Below are 15,994 nucleotides of genomic sequence, written 5' to 3' on the forward strand. Positions count from 1 at the left end.
CCTCGGCCGGCAGCCTTTGCGACATTCGTCGCTTACTGTCGGTACACACATATCCTACGCAATGTAATGACATGTCCTGTAACGTTTCCGAAGGACCGAGGGGGTGCTCATCGCTGACGACACCGCCACAGAAGCCACCGGATCGCCCGACGCGGCCACCGGCTCCGGCATGTCCCAGCTGGGGACCGAGTTCATCCGGGTGGCCGCGCACGAGCTGCGGACGCCATTGACGTCGATCATCACGTTCGCCAACATGCTCGACGCCGCCGAGGACATCCTCGAGCTCGACCCGGCCGACCGGCACGCCGCGCTCGCCGCCATCCGGCGCAACGCGGAGCGCATGCAGCTCACCGTCGCCGACCTCATGCTGCTGGCCGAGCTGGAGTCCGCCGAGGCGCCGCTCGACGCGGTCCGGGTCGACCTTCGGCCGCTGCTCCATGAGGTCACCGGCGGGCTCGCCGTCGTCCTGGACGTGCCGGACGCCGCGCACCTCTTCGGTGACGGGCCACTGCTGCGGCAGCTGGTGCGCACCGCCGTGGACGTCGCCGGCCTGGTCAACGACGCGGACCGGCCGATCGCCGTGACCGCCGCCCGCGCCGGCGGCACCTGGACGGTGCTGGTGGTCGCCACGGTCGCGGGCCCGCTGAGCGCCGAGCGCCTGCTGTCGATGCGGATCCCGCACCCCGACCACCCGGGCGAGCACCGCACCGCGGCGCTCGCCCTCATGCTCGGCCGCGAGATCGCCGCCCGTCACGGCGGCGGCATGGTGACCTGCGTGGAGCAGCGCGGCGTCACCGTCCGGATCACGCTGCCCCATTCCTGACGGCGGTTGTCAGGTTCGTACGGGAGGCTGCCAGCCATGGAAACCAAGGCCGTCGCGCCGTTCACGATCGAGACCTGGGAAGACGACCTCTGCGACGAGCGCGCCGGGGCCCGCCTGTCGCGCACCAGGATCACCAAGACGTTCACCGGCGACTTCGCCGGCACCAGCGAGGCCTTCACGGTCATGTGCCAAGCGGCGGTCCAGGAGTCCTCCGCGTACGTCGGCTTCGAACGCTTCCTGGGCAGCCTCCACGGCCGGGCCGGGACGTTCGTGCTGCACCACACCGCGTCGGGCGCCGGCGCCTCCTGGACGGTCGTGCCGGACACCGGTACAGGCGAGCTGACCGGCATCCGCGGCGTCGCCGAAATCTCGATCGCCGAGGGCGGCGCGCACACCCTGACCCTGCGGTACGAACTGGGCTGACCAGCAACTTTCGGCGCCTATGGTCGCACCATGACCAGCACATCGCACACGAGCACGAAGACGCGCGCCTTCCCGGTGCCGGCCGACGAGCAGGAACGGCTGCGGTCCCTCGCGGACTACGGCATCCTCGGGGTGCCCCCGCTGCCGGACCTGCCGTCGGTCGTCGAGCTCGCCGCCTACATCTGCGGCGTGCCGAACGCGGTCGTCAACATCATCTCCGCGACCCAGCAGCACCAGATGGCCGCCTACGGCTTCGAGCCCGGCGTCTGCGACCGCGAGGACTCGATGTGCGCGATCAGCATCGTCGAGCCGGAGACCGTCGTCGTCCGCGACGCGACCCTCGATCCCCGCTTCAACCGCAACCCGTTCGTCACCGGCGAGATCGACGACGTGCGCTTCTACGCCTCCGCGCACCTGCGCGACCGGGACGGCCACGTCCTGGGCAGCCTCTGCGTCTTCGACCAGCAGCCGCACGAGCTCACCGCACAGCAGCGCGAGGGCCTGGAGAAGCTGGCCCGCATGGTCATGGACGTGATGGACCTGCACCGGCACGGCCAGATGCTCGAACAGGCCCTCAACACGGTGCAGCGCACCACCCGCGAGCTGCAGCGCTCCAACGCCTCCCTGCAGCACTTCGCCGGCCAGGTCAGCCACGACCTCAAGAACCCGCTCACCGGCGTCCTCGGCTTCGTGGCGATGCTGGCCGAGATCGACGCCGTGCTCGAGGACGCCACCGCGAAGCGCTGCGTCGACAAGGCCCTGTCCTCCGCGACCCGGATGTGGCGCATGATCGAGGACGTCCTGTCGCACGCGTCGCTCGGTGGACGCCCGTCCTTCGCCCAGGTCGACCTCGGCGCCGTCGTGCAGCAGGTCCTCGATGACGTCGGCGCCGCGATCTCGGCCGCGCAGGCGACGGTCGACACCGGTCCGCTGCCCATGGTGTACGGCGACGCCACCCAGCTGCGCGTCCTCGTCCAGAACCTGGTCAGCAACTCGCTGAAGTTCCGCGACCGCGGCCGTGCCTGCCACATCTCGATCACCGGCAGCGAGGACCCCGACGGCTGGACCTTCGCCGTCGCAGACAACGGCTTCGGCATCGCCGAGGAGGACCGCCCGCGCGTGCTGGAGATGTTCACCAGGCTGCGCACCGACGTGGAGGGCTCCGGCATCGGCCTCGCCACCTGCCAGCGCATCGTGGAGGCGCACGACGCCAGGCTGGTGATCGACGGGACCCCCGGCGGCGGCACCACCGTCCGCATCACGCTGCCCCGCAACGCCCTGCCCTTCCCGGTGCTCCTCTCCTGAGCCGCCGGGCTTGGGAGGTGTGATTCCGGCCGGAGAGCCGACGGTGTCCACCGGTGTCCGATTGTCCTGCGGTGCAGCACGGTTGCCGACGAGCGCAGGTCAATTGCAGCGTCTGGCACCCGGCCGGTGCGGCCTGCGACGCTTACCTGGCAATGATCCACGCCGTAAACGTCCAGGCCACGACACACTTTCCCAAGGAGCCCAGATGACGATCCGATTGGTCGCCGTCGATGAACACGTCCTTCTCCGACTCGGCCTCAACCGTGTCGTGGCGACCGTCCCGGACATCACTCTGGTCGGCGAGGCGGGCAGCGCCGCCGAAGCCGAGCGCGTCGTCGCCGAGACCCGCGCCAACGTCGTCACCATCGACGCCTCCCTCGCCGACAGCGACGGCATCAGCCTCGCCCGCCGGCTCCGCGCCGCCAGCCCCGACCTCGGCGTCGTGCTGCTCAGCGCCGTCAGCGACGACAACCTCCTCTACCGCGCCCTCGACGCAGGCCTCTCCGCCTACGTCACCAAGGCCGCCCCGATCCCGTCGGTCCTCGCCGCCATCCGCCACGCCGCGGTCGCGCCGCACTCCTTCACCGCCCCGGGCCTCTCCTCCGCACTCTCCCGCCGCCGCGGCCAGACCGGCCTGCTCAGCCAGCGCGAGCAGGAGGTCCTCTCCCTCATGCGCGACGGCCTGAGCCTGCCGACCATCGCCCAGCGCCTCGCCGTCTCCGAGGCCACGGTCAAGACGTACGTGTCCCGCCTGTACAGCAAGCTCCGCGTCAACAACCGCTCCCAGGCCCTCATGGCCGCCGTCAACCAGGGCCTCCTCGTCTCGGCGGACGCCGCCTGAAATTGCCCCACAGACGAAAACGCGGACCGGCACCCCCTCGCCGGTCCGCGTTTTTGCTGTCTGTACGCCATGCTGCTGCGATGGACCGCTACGAAGGCATCTGCCACCTCGACTGGTGGGCGAACTCCTCCACCGCGTTCGGCGCCGGCGAGGTCTCCGTCGTCATCACCTCGGACGGCGACACCTGGTCGGCGCACGGCCATCTGCTCGAACCCGACCCCGAGGCCCTGGAAGGCTTCACCTTCCTCTGCGACCTCGACCCCGTCTTCACGCTCCGCTTCCCCGACGACGCCACCATCGAGGTCTCCGTCCACCCCGCGGCCGAACCGGGCCACTTCACGATGGCCGAGTACACCAGCCCGGCCACCCGCCCCGTCTCTCTCTGACCCCCGCTTCAGCTCCCGGCGCGGATGTCCCCGGACGCTTCGACCGTCGCCACAAAGCGCCGGAAGACGGGCCAGGGAACGGGTCCACGCGCCGCGCATCGTCAGCATCGCGCGGTCGGACGGACCCGGCAGGAACGGTCCGCCATCCGGCTGGAGGGTCGCACTTGCCCGTGGGTCGACCGCGCGCTCGGAACACGGAAGCGGCGGTCACGTCCAGGGTGAGCCGGGCGTGACCGCCGCCGTTGTGCGTATGGGCCGTACGGGCTTACAGGGCGAGGTCGTACTGGTAGAGGTTGTACTTCTGCATGAGGGCGACCAGTTTCGTGGTGTAGAGCGGGTCGGTGGCGTAGCCGCCCTTGTGGACCTCGGCGACGAACTGGTTCGGGTCGTTGAGGTAGTTGAAGGCGGCCGCGTAGCGGGACAGGTTCTTCAGGGCCATGCCGTGGTCGGTGAAGGAGGCGGTGGCGGTGGCGTACGTGCGGAACGTGGCGACCGTCGTGCTGCAGACGCCGGCGGCGTTGCACTCCTGGGTGCTGTAGGACTTGCAGCCGGCGGCGTAGGCGCCTGGGGCGTTGTTGAAGCACTTCATGCCGAAGAAGTTGCGGTCGTTGGCCGACAGGGAGCTGCGGCCCCAGCCCGACTCGAGGATGGCCTGGGCGAGGGTGACGGAGGTCGGCACGCGGGTGTCGCGCTGGCTCTGCTGGGCGGCGGGGATCGACGCGGCCAGGAACTGCGCGTTGGTCATCGTGCCGGTCGGGCCCATCGGGACCGCGGCGACCGGGGTCGCGACGGGCGCGGCGGTCGTGGGTGCGGGGGCGGGGGCACAGTTCGGCAGCTTGGGGTTGCCGGAGACGTACGCGTGGGAGATGAAGTCACCGATCGCGGTGCGGTCCCACTGGGCGGTGCGCCGGACGTTGCCGCGCAGGTACTGGCCGCTGACCTTGCAGGTGACCGTCACCTTCTGCTTGTTCTTGATCTTCCGGGTCTGCGTGAACCAGTTGGCGGCGCCGTTGCGGGCGGCAAGGGCGCCGTTGACGCGGACGGAGATGACGGCCGCGTCGGCCGGGGCGGTGGTCACGACGAGCGTCGTCGCCGTCGCGGCGAGCGCCAGGGCGGGCACGAGGACGTACTGCTTGAGACTGCGCAACATGAACTGATCTCCCATGAGGGGTGGGTGGTCCCCTCAAAGGTCGCCGGCTCAGGTAGCGCGGCCAGGTACACGCCGGGTTGCCGCAACGTTGCTCGCGGCACGAGCCGGTCCCGTGTGTCAGTTCGTGCCGTACTGCTGCTTCAGCGTCAGGTAGTCGCCGAGGCCGAGCCCGCGGTAGGCGGTGGAGCAGTCCGGGAGCCCGTCGGTCATCGTCTGCGACCCGTGCTCGGCGAACGGCACGTGCCCCAGGCCGAACGCGTGGCCGAATTCGTGCGTGACCGTGCCTTCGAGGTCCCAGCGCGACGAGCAGTCCGCGGGCGTCGTGGTGAAGAACAGGCCCTCGGTGTCGTCGATGAGGATGTCGGTCTCGACGCTGCGGCCGTTCTCCTTGCCCCCGAACCACCAGATGCAGGTCACCGCGAGCAGCCCCTTCTCCAGCCGCCCGAACGAGACGGTGTTCTGGTTGTCCCGCTCGCCGCAGCCACCCGCGGGGGTCACGCCCGCCTTGTGGTCGGTGCGTCCGGCGTACGACTCCTGGATGCCGAGATTCGCCGGCAGCCCGCAGTCGTTGCGTCCGGTGTCCACGGTGGTCGCCGCGCTGCGCAGCGAGTTCACGACGGTGGTGCGGTCGCCGAGGTACGCGGGGATCGTCTGCTCGTTGACCCGCCAGCGCAACTCGTTGCGCCAGTGCATGCCCAGCCACGTGCCGGTCGGATCCGCGCACCGGCCGCCGCTGTCGGCCGCCCCGGCGAGCTCGGCGGTGGGTGGACCCGGAATCACCGGCAACCAGCCGCGCGCGACCGCGGCACGTGACACGTTCACCGACGCCGTTGGTGCGGTCAGTGAACCGGCCACGAGGACCAGCGCGAGCAGCTTTGCCAGACCAGTGTCGATCTTTGGCACAGAATCATTCTGGTCCGCGCGCCACCCCGAAGGGGTGACTTTCCGCAAACAGGGTGCCGACATGGCCCGCTGGATTCCCTTCTGCCGCCCGTCGACACCTCCCCGGCAACCCCATGTCAGACGTTCATCCCACCCTCACCGCACCCGCATCGGACAGCGCCGCACGGTCACGTTCCGTCATGCTTGCATCACCGAAAGCCGCCCCCGAGGGAGTTGAAGATGACGAACCTGATCGCCAGGCTGCATGCCCGTCTCGTGCGCGACGACCGCGGCGCCGCCACCCTCGACGTCGGCCTCGTGGCCGTCCTGGTCGGCATGACCTCGGTGGCCGCCGTGACCCTGATCGGCGGCGACATCTCCACCTGGTGACCCTCCGTCCGCGGCTGCGCGCCGGCGTCAGACGGTGCGGGCGGGGACCGGGGCGTCGTGCAGGGGCAGGAGGCAGGTGACGATGGTGCCCTGGTCGAGGGCGGGGCCGGCCCAGATGTGGCCGCCGTGGCGTTCGACGATGGACTTCGTGATGGCCAGGCCCAGGCCGGTGCCCTGGCTCTGGAGCTCCTGCGAGCGGCTCGAGCGGAAGAACCGGTCGAAGATCTGGTCGAGCTCGGCCGGCGGGATGCCGATGCCGGTGTCGGCGACGGTGAGGCGGACCTGGGCACCGTCGAGGTCGGCGGTGAGGCGGGCGCTGCCGCCGGGCGGGGTGAACTTCAGGGCGTTGTCGAGGAGGTTGATGAGGACGCGTTCGAGCTGGTCGCGGTCGCCGTGCACGACGATGGGGGGATCGGGCAGGTCGATGTCGAGGTGGACGTCGCGCTGGCCGCGGACGGCCTGCAGGGCTTCCAGGGCGCCGGAGACGACGGCGCGGAGGTGGACGGGGCCAGCGTTGATCTTCACCTGGCCGGCCTCGATGCGCGACAACATGAGGAGGTCCTCGATGAGGGCGAGCAGGCGGCGGGCGTTGCGTTCGACGGCGGCGAGGAGACGGGCCTGGGGGCGCTGCACGGGGCCGGCGTCGCCGTCGACGATGACCTCGACGTTGCCGAGGATGCTGGTGAGCGGGGTCCGCAGCTCGTGCGAGACGGTGGCGACCAGGTCGGCGCGGACCTTGTCGAGCTCGCGCAGGCGGGCGGCGGCGGCCCGCTCGCGGTCCAGGGCGTGGCGCATCGCCTCGACGGTGCGGCGCTCCCGGGTGATGTCGCGGGCGACGGAGAGGTAGCCGGTGACCTCGCCGGACTCGCCGCGGATGACGCTGACGGTGAGGGAGACGGGCAGCGTGGCGCCGTCGCGGCGCACGTAGGTCCACTCGCGGGGCTCGGAGTCGCCGGCCTGGGCGGGCTCGAAGAGGGTGGCCAGGCCGGGCACCTCGGCAGGCAGGTGGAAGCGGTCGAGGGTGACGGCGCCGACGACGTCGGCGGCGCGGTGGCCGAGGAGGCGTTCGGCGCCGGCGTTGAAGACGGTGACGGTGCCGCGCCGGTCGGTGCCGATGATGGCCTGCTCGGTGGCGGCGGCGAGGACGTCGGCGAAGAGGCGCTCGGTGTGCCGTTGCGTGGTGACGTCGAGGCCGGTGCCGATGACGTGGGTCAGGAGCTCGTTCTCGTCGGTGAGAGCGGTGTTGCTCCAGACGATGCGGTGGCGGCTGCCGTCGGCGGCGAGCCAGTCGTTCTCGAACGTGTTGGGGAACGCGTCGGCGGTGAGGTGGGCGAAGGCGTCGTCGCCGCGGCCGGTGTCGTCGGCGGACATGCCGGCGCTCCAGAAGGGGCGGCCGATGACCTCGTCGGCGGTGAAGCCGGTGACCTCCTCGCAGCGGCGGTTGAAGGCGGTGATCCGGCCGTCGGTGTCCAGCACCATGACGAGGAACCCGGCGCTGTCGAGGATCGCGCGGTTGAAGTCGCGTTCGCGGCTGACCTCGCGGGTCCGGGCGGCGAGCTCCGCGGCGGCGGCGCGGCTGCGGCGGACCCAGCTCTGCGCGGCGGACGCCATGAGGGCGCCGATCGCGAACACCAGCAGCCCGCGGCGCCACTCGTGCTCGAAGACGGCGGCGCTGCGCAGCATCGGCAGGGAGAAGACGACCGCCATCGCGACGACGCCGATCGCGGTGGCCGCGCGGCCGTGGTACAGCGCCAGCCAGAAGACGGGCAGCAGCGCGAGCGCGCCGTACCCGGCCGGGTCGTCGCCGGTCTCGGGGATGTTGAGCAGCGCGACGACGCCGAAGAAGCCCAGCGGCGGCGCGGCCTCGTAGATGGCCGGCAGACGATGCCACGGCACGGTGACGGTCAGGCCGAGCAGCAGGGCGAGCACGACCACGGCGGACACGAGGGCCACGCGGTCGACCACGGGCCGGAAGAGGGCCGTGCCACAGGCGAGGATCGCCACGGTGAGGAACGGCGCGATGCGCCGCCAGCGGTCCGGGGCGCTCAGCGTCCGCAGGTCAGCGTCGCTGTAGAGCATGCCTTCAATTTTCGGCGGTGACGGCCCTAACGTCTGCCGATTGCGCCAGAACGAAGGCCGCGAGCAGCGCCGGAACGGAAGGCGGGCAGCGTCAGATACGGAAGCGGGCGACCAGGGCGTTCATGTCCTCGGCCATGCCGGCGAGCTGGCGGGCCGCCGCGAGCGACGTGTCCGCCTCCGTGGTGTTGCGCCCGGCGACGTCGGCGATGTCCGCGATGGTGGCGGCGATCTCGCCGGTACGGACGGCGACGTCGCTGACCGTCCGGCTGCTCTCCTGGGTCGAGGCCGTCTGCTCCTCGACGGCGCTGGCGATGGTGACCTGGAAGTCGTTGATGCGGGCGATGATCGAGCCGATCTCGCTGATCGCCTCGATGGCGTGCTCGGCGTCGGCCTGGATCTGCTCGACCCGCCGGCTGATGCCGTCGGTGGCGCGGGCGGTCTCCTGGGCGAGGTCCTTGACCTCCCCGGCGACGACCGCGAAGCCCTTGCCCGCGTCGCCGGCGCGGGCGGCCTCGATGGTGGCGTTGAGGGCGAGCAGGTTGGTCTGCTCGGCGATCGAGGTGATCACCTTGACGACGTTGCCGATCTCGACGGACGAGGTGCCGAGGCGCGACATCATCGCGTTGGTCTGGTCGGCCATGCTGACGGCGTCGCCGGCGACCCGCAGGGCGTCGTTGGCGTTGCGGGAGATCTCCGCGATGGAGCCGCCCATCTCCTCGCTCGCCGACGCCAGCGTGTCGACGTTCAGCGAGACCTCGCCGGCGGCGTGGTTGGCCGCGCCGGCCCGGTCGCTGGCGAGCGCGGCCGCCGACACGATCCGCTGCGACGCGCCGGACAGCTCGTCGGCGGACGTGGCGACGGTGCGCGCCGACCTCGACAGCGCCTGCACGGTGCTGCGGACGCTGTCGATGGCCCGGTTGAGGTCGCGGGCCATCAGGCCGACCTCGTCGGTGGAGCCGACCGCCGAGGTGCGCAAGAGGTCGCCCTCGGCCATGCCGTTGAGCACGGAGGACACGTCGCGCAGCGGCGCGACGATGCCGCGCATGACGAGCCAGCTGATCGCGACGGTAAGCAGCAGGCCAATAACGCCGGCGGTGGAGAGGACGAGGACGGCCCGGTTGCGCTCGTCGCCGACGGACTTCGACGCGGCCGAGGCGACCCGTTCGAGGGCGTCGCCGACGCCGGGCAGCTTCGCCTCCACCTCGGAGAAGGCGGTCTGGAACTTCGCGTACGACGCCGGGTTGCGGTCGCCGCCGGCCGCCGCGGTGACCGTCTGGCCGGCGAGGTCGATGTAGTTCGCGATCGCCGGGGCGACGGCCTGCGCGGCCGCGCGGACGGAGGCGTCCATGCCCGGGGCGGTGAAGGTGGCGTGGACACCGCCGAGGATCTCGCTGTGGCTGGCGAGGTCGGCCCGCACCTCGGCCACCTCGGTGCCGGTGTCGCCGCCGCGGGAGACGGCCAGGAGCATGCGCAGCACGTCGCCGCGGATCGCGTCATGGGCCATGTCGGCCTCGAGGGTCTCGCGGGTCAGCTTGCCCACGTGCTCGAGCTCCCGGGCCCGCTCCTCGCCGTCGGTCAGGGCACGCACCCCGACGAAGAGCAGCGCGCCGACGGTGACCAGGGCGACCGCGAGGACGGCGCCGAGTTTGACGGCGATCGGCCGGTTTCGGAGCCAGTTGCGCAGAGCGCCCATGACGTGCCCTTCTCGAGGCGTTATCCACCTGCCTATCGGCATCGGCGGAGACGTCCTGAGAAGTCGGGTTTGAACCCCGCTATTGCTGTTCGACGTCGGCGCGGAGCATGCGGCTCAGGGCCCGCACGGCGACGTCGCTGGGCGACGCGGCCTCGCGGTTGACCTTCTGGAGCTCGCGGTAGACCTCTTCGCGATGGACCTGGATGCTGCGCGGTGCCTTGATGCCCAGCCGCACGACGTCGCCGCGCACGTCGAGCACGGTGACGACGACGTCGTCACCGACCATCACGCTTTCCCCGGGACGTCGGGTCAGGACGAGCACAAGCCGCTCCTTCGCTGGGCGATACGCGAACAGTACCCGATATGCCGGTTGTCCGGGGTGAAAGACCCGATCAGGCGACGGCGACGAGCTTCTGCCGCACGGACAGGCCGCTGCGGGTCAGCACCAGCTGCACCGCGCGGCGACTCTGCTGGTCGAGCACTATGGGCGCCATCAGGTTGACGGTGGCGTCCTGGACGCCGTCGCCCGCGGTGACGACGAGCAGGACCAGCAGCCCGTCGGCGTCACTGACGCCGAGGGCGGCGAGGGAGTCGTCGTCGACCTCCGGCGCGTAGTCGGGGAAGAACTGCGCCGGCGGCACCACCAGGAACCGCAGCCCGGCGGAGTCGACGGAGGTCAGGGCATACAGCGCGCCCGTGTCCTCCAGGCGGACGAGCACGAACCGGCGGTCGTCCGGGAAGCCCGGCATCGGCGCAACGAAGTCGATCACCGGCAGCGTGGTGGTCTCTGGCTGTCCCACGGTCGCGACGCTCATGGATTCCTCACGTGTGTGCTGGCGGCGGGCCTACCGCAGGAAGTCGACCAGCGAAGGCTGGATCACCTTCGCGGTGGCGGCGAGAGCGGCCTGGTAGGCGGTCTGCTGCAGGGCGAGTTCGGTGATCGTCTTCGGCAGGTCGATGTCCTCGACATCGGACAGCTGCGCCTTGAGATCGATCACCCGATTCTGGGCAGTTTGCTGCATTTCGGACACTTGATTGTATCTGGAGCCGACCCCGGAGAGGCCCGCCTGGATGCGTTTCTGCGCCGTGTCGACCTCGGCGAGGTCCGACTGCAGGCCCGAGGGATTGTTGCGCAGGTGGTCGGCGATCGAGCCGAGCAGCTTGAACACGTTGCCGTTGCCGGCCTCCGGGCCGAAGACGTCCTCGGCGCCGGTGTCGACGCGGACGGTGGCGTTACCGCTGATCGTACGGTTGATCTTACCGTCGTCGCCCTGGTAGTCGCCGTTCTTGTCGTAAGCGATCGTGCCGGGGGTGCTGCCGCCGAAGATCGGCCGGTCGAGGTACGTGGTGTTCGAGAGGTTGATCATCGAGTCGCGCAGGTTGTCGACCTCCAGCGCGATCGCCTCGCGCGCCTCCGGACTGCCGCCCGAGCCGCTCGACAGACCGGAGAGCACCAGCTCGCGCGCCCGGTTCATCTGCGTCGAGGCACTCTTCAGGGCCGTGTCGGCCATGTCCAGCCATCCCATTCCGTCGTCGGCGTTGCGCGAGTACTGGTTGAGCGTCGCCACGTCGGCACGGTGCTGCATCGCGATCACCGCGCCGCCGGGCGAGTCCGACGCCTTGGTGATGAGCTTGCCGCTGGACAGCTGGTTCTGCAGTTGCTGGTTGCGCGCGAGGTTGACCTGAAGGTTCGCCAGCGTGTTGCTGGCCATGGAGCGTTCCGTGACGCGGAAGCCGGGCATCCGTTCCCCCTACCGTTTCATGTTGATCAGCGAGTCGAGCGTGCTGTCGACCACCGAGATGACCTTCGCCGCCGCCTCGTACGCGCGCTGGAACTGCAGCATGTTGGTCATCTCCTCGTCGAGGCTGACGCCGGACCCCGCCTGTTCGGCGGCGGTCACGTCGTCGGAGATGACCTGCTGCGCGTCGGCGCGCCGGTTGACCGTCTGCGCCGCGATGCCGATGTCGACCACGTAGTTGCGGTACGTGACGTCGGCGCCCGTCTGGGCCTTCGCGAGGTCCGCCAGCGCGGTCGCGTTGTCGCCCTGGAACGGGTTGCTCGACGTGCTGGACGCGGCGACCTTCGTCGGGTCGGTGATCGCCACGCCGATGTCCCGGGCGTTCGTGCCGGAGAAGAAGGCACCGCCCTGCTGCGGCGTCGGGACCGTGGCGGGCGGCACCACGGTGATGTCCCAGCCCTGGGCGTGCTGGTCGTTGACGGTCTGGATGAGCAGGCCGGCAACCGTGTCGAGGCCCGTCACCGCGTTCGGGATGGTCGTGGTGAGCGACTCCAGCCGCGAGGCGATCCGGCCGGTGGAGATGGACACGGCCATGCCGTCGCTGAAGGTCACCGCCGACGGCGCGACGAGCCGGCCGTCGACGGCGGGCGAGCCGGACGCGACCAGCTCGCGTGCCGTGTCGCCCTGCACCAGCACTGCGCCGGCGAGCAGCACGTCCGTGGTGCCGTCCTCCTTGGGCCGGGCGGTCGCGCCGGTCAGCTCCGACAGCCGCAGCACCAGCTGGTCGCGCTTGTCGGTCAGCTCGTTCGTCGGCATGTCGGCGACCTTCGCCAGGGCGATCCGGGCGTTGAGGTCGGCGACCGAGGCGGTGGTCTGGTTGACCACGTCGACGTCGGCGGTGAGCTGCTCGCGCGTGGCGGAATACAGCTGCTCCAGGTTGGCCCGGGTGGTGCGCATCGACCCGGCGACCGTGTTGGCGCGGGAGAGCAGCTGGGTGCGGGCGGAGGTGTCGCCGGGGCGGTTCGCCACGTCGGACCAGGCGGACCAGTAGTCCGACAGCTGCGCCTGCAGCCCGGTGTCGCTGGGCTCGCCGAGCGCCTGCTCCACGTTGGCGTAGACGGTCTTCTGCGCCTGGAGGTACTCGTTGAGCCCGCGCTCGGCGCGGGTGCGGTTGGTCATGAACTCGTCGTGCAGCCGGGTGACGCCGGTGATCCTGACGCCGTCGCCGACGCCGCTGCTGATCGAGTAGCGGGCCGGCTCGGTCACGTTCTCGACCGGCGTGAGCTCCACCCGCTGCCGCGAATAGCCCTCGGTGTTGACGTTGGCGATGTTCTGGCCGGTGATGTCCAGTGCCCGGCGCTGCGCGTAGAGCGCGGACAGCGCGGTGTTCAGGCCGGAGAAGGTGCTCATCTACATCGCCTCGTCAATCAGCCGGTTGCGGGGGGCCGAACCGACGGTCTGCCCCCGCCGCCCATAGGTCTCGACGGAGCCCGCGACCGCCAGCATCGTCTCGCGGGCGGCCCGTGCGCCGGTGGTGAGGATGTCGCGGTTGGCCTCGGCAAGCGCGCTGACCTCGGCGGTCAGCGTCAGGAACGCCATGCGGTGCTGGTTGAGCAGGTCCGACCAGGGCGCCGGGGACGCCTCGGCGAGCTGGCTGAGGCTCGGGTTCGGGCCGAGCCCGAGGGAGGCGCCGATCGCCTCGACCTCGGCGGCCCGGACGACCTCCGTGCGCCGGATCTCATCCAGCACGACCTCGACCTCACGGGTGGCGTGCGCGAGCCAGCGGGTGCGCCCACCGGCCAGCACCAGCTGCTCCTCCTCGAGCTTGAACAGCAGCAGCTCCAGCATCTCGCGTTCCCGCCACAGGATGCTCGCGAGATCCGCCAGCCCCATGCCCGCTCCGCCCTTCACCGTGTCATCGATCGCTTCACCCATAGAGGTCGGCAGGTCGATGAGGGCCTTGAGTACAACCTCCCCGCAACTTTGCGTCACCGCGACCTGCACCCGTGGCTACCGAGGCTGGTTCTCGACCAACTCCTGCCACGAAGAGGTTGCCGTGACTGTCACCAGCGAAGCCCAGACCGAGACCCGGACCTCCCTGAACGCCGCGGAACTGGACGCCGCCGTGCGCAGCCACCTGCCCCTCGTCGGGCACCTGGTGCGCGAGATGCTCGGCCGGCTGCCCACGCACGTGTCCCGCGAGGACCTGATCTCGGCCGGGATGGCGGCGCTCGCGCACGCCGCGAAGGGCTTCGACCCCAGCCGGGGCATCCCCTTCGGCAGCTTCGCCACCACCCGTATCCGTGGCGCCCTCCTCGACGAGCTGCGCGGCCTCGACTGGGCCAGCCGCTCCGTGCGCACCCGCGCCCGCAAGGTGGAGCTCGCGCAGCAGGAGCTGACCGCCGCCCTGGGGCGCACGCCGACCCAGGCGGAGCTGGCCGAGTCGCTCGGCGTGGCGCCCGAGGAGCTGAAGGCGATCGGCGACGACGTGCAGCGCGCGGTCGTGCTGTCGCTGCAGGGCTTCACCGCCGGCACCGCCGAGGACCTCGTGCCGGAGCGGACCCCGGGCCCGGAGGACCTGATCCTGCACCGGGAGAAGATCGGCTACCTGCACCACGCCGTCAACGCGCTGCCGGAGCGGCTGCGGTACGTGGTCACCGCGTACTTCTTCCAGGAGCGGCCGATGACCGACATCGCCGCGGAGCTGGGCGTCACCGAATCGCGGATCAGCCAGCTGCGCTCCGAGGCACTCGTGCTGCTGCGCGACGGGCTCAACAACCACCTGGACCCGCAGCTGCTGAACGCCCCGGAGCGGGGCAACGGCTGCGTCGCCCGCCGGCGGGAGGCGTACTACAGCCAGATCGCGCGACAGGGCGACCTGAGTGCCCGGCTGGCGCACACGACGGCGCTCGGCATGCCCACCTCCGGCCTGGGAGACGCCGCCTGAGGACAACAACCAGTTAGCAACCCAGCGCGACCTTTTGTGTACCCAAAGTGACAGAGGCTGGATCTTGCCGGGGTTCCCGGCCCACGAAGACCCACTCCTGCCACGAAGAGGTTGCCGTGACTGTCACCATCCAGGAACGCAGCACCAGCGCCAGCACCAGCAACACGACCGCCCGCGAGCGGGACGACCTCGTCCGCACGCACCTGCCCCTCGTCGGGCACCTGGTGCGCGAGATGCTCGGCCGGCTACCCGCCCACGTGTCCCGCGAGGACCTCGTGTCCGCCGGCATGGCCGCCCTCGCCCACGCCGCGAAGGGCTTCGACCCCTCCAGGGGGATCCCCTTCGGCAGCTTCGCCACCACCCGCATCCGTGGCGCCCTCCTCGACGAGCTGCGCGGCCTCGACTGGGCCAGCCGCTCCGTGCGCACCCGCGCCCGCAAGGTCGAGACGACCACCCAGGAGCTGACCGCCGCCCTCGGCCGGACGCCGACCCAGACGGAGCTCGCCGAGGCCCTCGGGGTCGCGCCGGAAGAGCTCAAGACGATCGACGACGACGTCCAGCGGGCCGTGGTGCTGTCGCTGCAGGGCTTCACCGCCGGCACCGCCGAGGACCTCGTCCCCGAGCGGACCCCGGGCCCCGAGGACCTGATCCTGCACCGCGAGCGGATCGGCTACCTGCACCACGCGATCGGCGCGCTGCCCGAGCGGCTGCGCGCGGTCGTCACGGCGTACTTCTTCGAGGAGCGCCCGATGAACGACATCGCCCGCGAGCTGGGCGTGACGGAGAGCCGGGTCAGCCAGCTGCGGGCGGAGGCGCTCATGCTGCTCCGCGACGGGCTCAACAACCATCTCGACCCGCACCTGCTGAACGCGCAGGAGCGTGCCGGCGGATGCGTCGCCCGCCGCCGGGAGGCCTACTACAGCCAGATCGCCGGCCAGGGCGACCTGAGCGCCCGGCTGGCGCACACGACGGCCCTCGGCATCCCGTTCAACCTCTGACCGAAAGACCCGGTTCCGCTGCGGAACCGGGTCTTTCGCGGTTATAGTTGAGTTGCGGAATATTTCCTCGGCAGATTCCTCATGCCCCGGACGCTGACGCCGATGTCATCGGCGAGCGAGCCAAGGACGGCTCGCGCAGTACGGCCCGGATCAAGGAGGAATCACCATGGGTCTTCGTATCAACAACAACATCGCCGCGCAGAACGCCTATCGGAACCTGTCGACGACCGACAGCCAGATGAGCAAGTCGCTGGAGCGTCTGTCGTCCGGTTACCGGATCAACCGGGCCGCGGACGACGCGGCCGGCCTGTCGATCAGCGAGGGCCTGCGCTCGCAGA

18 protein-coding genes are annotated in these 15,994 nt (G+C 70.7%); 9 read left to right on the forward strand and 9 right to left on the reverse strand.

Features of this window, described 5'->3' with window-relative positions; all coding sequences use genetic code 11:
* Window positions 1-103: 103 nt before the first annotated feature.
* The 5 genes from ABD332_RS48970 to ABD332_RS48990 all read left to right on the forward strand — a co-directional run bounded on the left by ABD332_RS48970 (window position 104) and on the right by ABD332_RS48990 (window position 3,778).
* Window positions 104-823, forward strand: coding sequence for a sensor histidine kinase (locus ABD332_RS48970; RefSeq protein ID WP_344512045.1), 720 nt, complete (start codon window positions 104-106; stop codon window positions 821-823).
* Between the two features lie 36 nt (window positions 824-859).
* Window positions 860-1,246, forward strand: coding sequence for a DUF3224 domain-containing protein (locus tag ABD332_RS48975; protein ID WP_344512047.1), 387 nt, complete (start codon window positions 860-862; stop codon window positions 1,244-1,246).
* A 30-nt stretch (window positions 1,247-1,276) separates the two neighbouring features.
* A complete protein-coding gene (locus ABD332_RS48980) occupies window positions 1,277-2,551 on the forward strand; it encodes a sensor histidine kinase (RefSeq protein WP_344512049.1) in 1,275 nt (424 codons plus the stop codon).
* A 205-nt stretch (window positions 2,552-2,756) separates the two neighbouring features.
* Window positions 2,757-3,392 (forward strand): response regulator transcription factor, encoded by a 636-nt coding sequence (locus ABD332_RS48985; protein ID WP_344512051.1) that lies wholly within the window; start codon window positions 2,757-2,759, stop codon window positions 3,390-3,392.
* Window positions 3,393-3,472: 80 nt separating this feature from the next.
* Window positions 3,473-3,778 carry a hypothetical protein gene (locus tag ABD332_RS48990; RefSeq protein WP_344512053.1) on the forward strand — a complete coding sequence of 102 codons (306 nt, stop codon included), beginning with the start codon at window positions 3,473-3,475 and terminating at the stop codon, window positions 3,776-3,778.
* A 265-nt stretch (window positions 3,779-4,043) separates the two neighbouring features.
* Here the strand turns inward: ABD332_RS48990 and gsmA are convergent, their stop codons facing one another.
* Window positions 4,044-4,928 (reverse strand): sporangiospore maturation cell wall hydrolase GsmA, encoded by an 885-nt coding sequence (gsmA, locus tag ABD332_RS48995; RefSeq protein ID WP_344512055.1) that lies wholly within the window; start codon window positions 4,926-4,928, stop codon window positions 4,044-4,046.
* Between the two features lie 117 nt (window positions 4,929-5,045).
* Window positions 5,046-5,831 carry a zinc metalloprotease gene (locus tag ABD332_RS49000; RefSeq protein ID WP_344512057.1) on the reverse strand — a complete coding sequence of 262 codons (786 nt, stop codon included), beginning with the start codon at window positions 5,829-5,831 and terminating at the stop codon, window positions 5,046-5,048.
* Between the two features lie 219 nt (window positions 5,832-6,050).
* Here ABD332_RS49000 and ABD332_RS49005 point away from each other — a divergent pair, with 219 nt between their 5' ends.
* Window positions 6,051-6,200: a hypothetical protein gene (locus ABD332_RS49005; RefSeq protein ID WP_344512059.1), complete on the forward strand. Its 150-nt coding sequence runs from the start codon at window positions 6,051-6,053 to the stop codon at window positions 6,198-6,200.
* A gap of 27 nt (window positions 6,201-6,227) precedes the next feature.
* Here the strand turns inward: ABD332_RS49005 and ABD332_RS49010 are convergent, their stop codons facing one another.
* The 7 genes from ABD332_RS49010 to flgN form a co-directional block, all read right to left on the reverse strand.
* A complete protein-coding gene (locus tag ABD332_RS49010; protein ID WP_344512063.1) occupies window positions 6,228-8,279 on the reverse strand; it encodes a PAS domain-containing sensor histidine kinase in 2,052 nt (683 codons plus the stop codon).
* Between the two features lie 91 nt (window positions 8,280-8,370).
* Window positions 8,371-9,972, reverse strand: coding sequence for a methyl-accepting chemotaxis protein (locus tag ABD332_RS49015; RefSeq protein WP_344512065.1), 1,602 nt, complete (start codon window positions 9,970-9,972; stop codon window positions 8,371-8,373).
* Window positions 9,973-10,051: 79 nt separating this feature from the next.
* Window positions 10,052-10,294 (reverse strand): carbon storage regulator CsrA, encoded by a 243-nt coding sequence (csrA, locus tag ABD332_RS49020; RefSeq protein ID WP_203847552.1) that lies wholly within the window; start codon window positions 10,292-10,294, stop codon window positions 10,052-10,054.
* A gap of 70 nt (window positions 10,295-10,364) precedes the next feature.
* Window positions 10,365-10,772, reverse strand: a complete 408-nt coding sequence (gene fliW, locus ABD332_RS49025) for a flagellar assembly protein FliW (protein ID WP_344512068.1) — start codon at window positions 10,770-10,772, stop codon at window positions 10,365-10,367.
* A gap of 45 nt (window positions 10,773-10,817) precedes the next feature.
* The gene (gene flgL / locus ABD332_RS49030; protein ID WP_344512070.1) at window positions 10,818-11,714 is read right to left on the reverse strand and encodes a flagellar hook-associated protein FlgL; all 897 of its coding nucleotides are present in this window, start codon (window positions 11,712-11,714) and stop codon (window positions 10,818-10,820) included.
* A gap of 9 nt (window positions 11,715-11,723) precedes the next feature.
* Window positions 11,724-13,121, reverse strand: a complete 1,398-nt coding sequence (gene flgK, locus ABD332_RS49035) for a flagellar hook-associated protein FlgK (protein WP_344512072.1) — start codon at window positions 13,119-13,121, stop codon at window positions 11,724-11,726.
* Complete coding sequence (gene flgN, locus ABD332_RS49040) at window positions 13,122-13,604, reverse strand: flagellar export chaperone FlgN (protein ID WP_344512074.1); 483 nt, start codon at window positions 13,602-13,604, stop codon at window positions 13,122-13,124. It lies immediately after the preceding gene.
* 163 nt (window positions 13,605-13,767) lie between these two features.
* On the opposite strand from flgN, the gene ABD332_RS49045 reads away from it, so the two are divergent.
* From ABD332_RS49045 to ABD332_RS49055, 3 genes are all read left to right on the forward strand, one after another.
* Entirely contained in the window at window positions 13,768-14,658 is an 891-nt protein-coding gene (locus ABD332_RS49045; RefSeq protein WP_344512076.1) for a sigma-70 family RNA polymerase sigma factor, read from the forward strand.
* A gap of 116 nt (window positions 14,659-14,774) precedes the next feature.
* Window positions 14,775-15,656: a sigma-70 family RNA polymerase sigma factor gene (locus ABD332_RS49050; RefSeq protein ID WP_344512078.1), complete on the forward strand. Its 882-nt coding sequence runs from the start codon at window positions 14,775-14,777 to the stop codon at window positions 15,654-15,656.
* 166 nt (window positions 15,657-15,822) lie between these two features.
* On the forward strand, window positions 15,823-15,994 hold a 172-nt coding region (locus ABD332_RS49055; protein ID WP_486303848.1), incomplete at its 3' end, for a flagellin N-terminal helical domain-containing protein.

Origin of the sequence: Dactylosporangium maewongense (assembly GCF_039531485.1) — a bacterium.
Taxonomy (GTDB): Bacteria; Actinomycetota; Actinomycetes; order Mycobacteriales; family Micromonosporaceae; genus Dactylosporangium; species Dactylosporangium maewongense.